Genomic DNA, 4,188 nt, shown 5'->3' on the forward strand with positions numbered 1-4,188 from the left:
GCTTCCGATATCGATGCGAAGGGCAATGTTGGTCTTGGCGCCCAAGGGGAGGTAACAATAGGGGTGAGAAACGATGAGATGGAGTATCATCTTCGCACCAAAAACACGAAAGTGGACATGCAAGCTTCTCATGCGGTTGGCTCTTCGATAAAATCGGGAGGTGATACCACTGTCATTGCAGGGCAGGATGGCAAACCGCATGATCTCACCATCACGGGAAGTTCTGTTGCGGCTGATGGCAAGGTGGGGCTGAAAGCCAGCAACGATGTCCTGATCACCAATGCAGAGGATAGCTTACACTATGAAATGTCGTACCACAAAGAGGGTGGAGCATTCAGTAGCAGCAAATCTGAGCATAACAAGGTGGATGCTACCCAAGTTTCCGGTTCACTCATATCTGGGGGTGAAGGCATTGCCATTGACTCAGGAAACAACACGGAAGTTGTCGCCTCGACGCTCGTAGCCGGTAAGGCAGAGGAAACGTTAGGAGAGAAAGCACCAGGAGAACAGAAACAAGCGGATATTACTATTCACTCTGGGGGAAAGATTGTCATAAAAGGCGCCCAAGAACAGTTGGATCAGCAAGCACAATCGTCATCAAGTGGCTTTTTGCATGAGGAATCGTCCGATAGTTCTCAATCGCATACCACAACGGTCTCCTCTATCCTTGGGGCAACGGGCAACATTATCACGCAATCAGACAAAGAGACCACAATCACTGCTTCTCATATGTTTGCAAATGAAGATATTCATGTGACGGGAGAAAATGTGACAATTGATGGCATGACGGACCACCATAGCAGCCATTCAGAGACCCATGAAACGGGTTTTGGTGTGGGATCGGGCAAGGGTTTTGTGTCGATATACGGGAGTGAGGGAAAGACAGAAAATGAAGAGAGTTTTGAGCATCAAGGCTCTTCTCTCAATGGGAAAAATATCACCATCACCGCCACCAAAAAAGATGTGAACGTGGAGGGCTCTGATTTTACTGCGCAAGAAAATATTCATGTTTCGGCAGCCCATGATGTGAATGTTTCACCTGGTCACAATCGTCATAGCGCAAGCTCAAAGGAAGAACGCACAGGTTTTGGGTTTCAGTTTGAAAAGAACCCTAGCGGTGCTTCCGTGGGTGTTGGAATTGCGAGCGCCAAAGACACAGGGGACCAATGGGAAAATACCAATACGCCATCTAATTTCAAGGCGGGAAAAGATGTGCAGATCAATGGTGGCAATGATGTGAACTTACAAGCAACCATTGTTTCGGCGGATCGTGATGTCAACATTGATGCCGGCAATAATATCACACTATCAGAAAGCTATGATACCTCTAACGCAAAAGAAAAGCATGAAAAGTCTTTTGCTGGTGTGACAGGCTCTGTCAATGTGGGTATTCTTGGTACAGTAAAAGATGTAAAGGATGCAGCCAAACGTTTTGGTCATGGGGATACAAAACACAAAATCGGTAATGGTCTTATTGCTGGTCTAAAAGGCTATGATCTCTATAGCAAAGGCAAAGGTCTTTATAATGGGATGAAAGGTGGAAACAAACAGTCTATTCGTGATATTGTTGATGTTTCTGCTAGCGTAACCGTGGGCTTTAAGACAGAGAAGGAGGAGGCATCTGTTCAGACATCTACTGCGGTGACAGATAGCATAGAAGGAGGGCGTTCTATTAATATCCATGCCCATGAAGGCAGCATCCATAGTATTGGCGCTGATATTATCGCTGGTACCAATCCAGTCTATGCAAATGATGAACAGAGCGGGAATATCACCTTGGATGCAAGACAACATATCCTCTTTGAAAGTGCACAAAACACGCAAAGCACACAAAACAGAAGTGAAAGCGCTTCAATGAATGTTGGGTATAGTTATGGTACTGGTGGCACAGGGTGGATGGGTAACGCCTCTTTTGGTAAAGGCAAGGGCTCCAGTGAGGAGGTTCAGCAAAAGAACAGCCATATTATAGGCACTGGCACTGTTCATACCAGCAGTGGAGAGGATACCACATTGGCAGGTGCCGTGGTTTCTGCAAACCATGTAGAAATGGAGGTTGGTCGTGATTTGAACATTACCAGTCGCAGTGATACGGGTCAAAGTTCCAGCAAGCAAAACTCTTTTTCTATTGGGTTTAATGGTGGAAAAAAGGATGATGCAGCCTCAACCAATATTTCCTTGAACAAGGATAAATCCTCTAGTGATTATCATAGTGTTGTGGAACAATCAGGCATCAAAGCGGGTGATGGCGGTTTTAAGATCAACGTTAAAGATAAAACAACGCTGACCGGAGGGCTTATTTCCAGCACTGCGCCGGCAGAAAAAAACAGCCTGACCACAGGAAGCATTACCACCAGTGACATCAGCAACAGTGCGCATGCGCAAGCCAGCAGCGATGGGATCAGCATTTCTGCGGGTGGTCCGATGTATCAGGGCAAATATGGTGTCGGGAAAAACATTGCCAAAAATGTTTTAGATCATGCAAAAGCCAAAGATTCAGAGGAAGGCTATACCAAATCCGCCATTAGCGATAGCACTATTGTGCTGACAAATGAAGCAGGGCAGAAGGCGTTGACAGGGCAAGATGTTGAGCAAGCCATAGCCTCCCTTAATCGTGATACTGCCACCGCCCATAAGGGTGTACAACAACTCGATGTAGGCAAGCTGGAACAAATCGTCCATGAAAACCGCGAAATGGCAACCCAACTCTTAGAAGAGGGGTTTAAATACAGCGATGATTCCTATAAAACCATGTTTATCAAAGAGCACCCCATCGCTGTGGTCGACCGTGATGAAGACGGAAATATTATTTATCGCAAAGATGAAAATGGACAGTATATCAAAGACGCTCGTGGACAAAAAATACCTAAGTTTCATTATTTAACAGATGAAGAAAAGGAACATTTGCAAGCCGGCTCTGATGGCAAGGTGCATGTGTCCCTCAATGGCATTTTTACACCACCCTATGAGGCGGCTGTTTATGCAGAGCAACATGCGGAGAATAAAAATGTACCGCTTTATTTTGTTGTGTTCCCCCAAGCGGATTCTGCTATCTCAGAACTTCTGGTCGCAGGCTACCAGAAGTTTATGGAAAATAACTTTTGGGGTTTGACCAATTCCACACAAGAAGCAAAAGATATAATGTCTCGCTATGGTAACACAGGATTGCATTTTGATGCCCATAGTCGTGGCAGTTTGACAGGCTTTAATATGATGAATTCTTTCAAACAAGAAGGTGTAAATGATGTAGCTGGCAATACAACGATCAGTTTCCATGGACCAGCGGCTAATGTTTTGGCGGCATCCGGTCTGTTAGGTTATGTGAGTGGTGGCAAACAAACTACCATTGGCTTTGATGGGAATAGATATGACTTTGTAAGCCGGTGGATTGGTGGCAATGACTATACTTATGAGACAATACCTGCTGGCAGTAATGCTTGGACAGAATGGTGGAGAGTGATCATGAATCCCATAAGTTCCCATACCTGTCTTGGAGACGCGAGTTATGAATGTAGATATAATTATGGCACATCTCATCTAGAACAAAAACCTTGAATTAAATCATGGAGGAAAAAATGAAACAAACCTTAAAATTATTAAGTGCGATAACTCTATTGAGTATAGCTGGGTGCCAGTTTAATAAAACTCCCACATCTTCTATAGGGGCATGGGAAAAGCCAGGAGCAGATTTTACTGAGATAGGAAAAGCCTTGTTAGAATGCGGTATGCCAACCCCTTATGATAAGGATCCAGAAAGTAGAAAGCTCAGTAATAATGCAATAGCAACAATTCATGCTTGCATGGTTCAATCAGGATTCCGCTATGAAGAAAGGGGGGGGGGATGGTGTGTAAATCATAAAGCCGAAAATCTCCCGATTTGTCGTCCAGGCGCTGTGATCCCGAGGCGCAGTGTCAAGAAGCGCTTAAACAGCCCTTTTTGTAAAAAGCATCCAGAACAATATGAATGCTATCCTTAAGTCTTGCTTGTGATGATCAACAATGCGCCATCCTTGCCTTCGCTTGGAATGGCGCGATTGTTTCCTCACTTTCATTATTTAACGGATGAGGAAAAGCAGCATTTACAAGAAGGTTCTGATGGCAAGGTGCATGTGTTCCTCAATGGCATTTTTACACCACCCTATGAGGCGGCTGTTTATGCAGAGCAACATGCGGAGAATAAAAATGTACCGC

Annotated in this window: 2 protein-coding genes and 1 pseudogene; all 3 read left to right on the plus strand. The window is 44.8% G+C overall.

Annotation, left to right across the window (positions count from 1 at the left end):
- Positions 1-3,552: hemagglutinin repeat-containing protein (locus tag ACFIJ7_RS09055; protein ID WP_375645130.1), on the plus strand; the 3,552-nt coding region annotated here is incomplete at its 5' end.
- Positions 3,553-3,572: 20 nt separating this feature from the next.
- Entirely contained in the window at positions 3,573-3,974 is a 402-nt protein-coding gene (locus ACFIJ7_RS09060; protein WP_330169043.1) for a hypothetical protein, read from the plus strand.
- 12 nt (positions 3,975-3,986) lie between these two features.
- Positions 3,987-4,188, plus strand: a pseudogene (locus tag ACFIJ7_RS09065) (filamentous hemagglutinin); the annotation flags it as partial.

The sequence above is a fragment of the Bartonella sp. MR100HLJHH genome (genome assembly GCF_042194215.1).
GTDB classification, from domain to species: domain Bacteria; phylum Pseudomonadota; class Alphaproteobacteria; order Rhizobiales; family Rhizobiaceae; genus Bartonella; species Bartonella grahamii.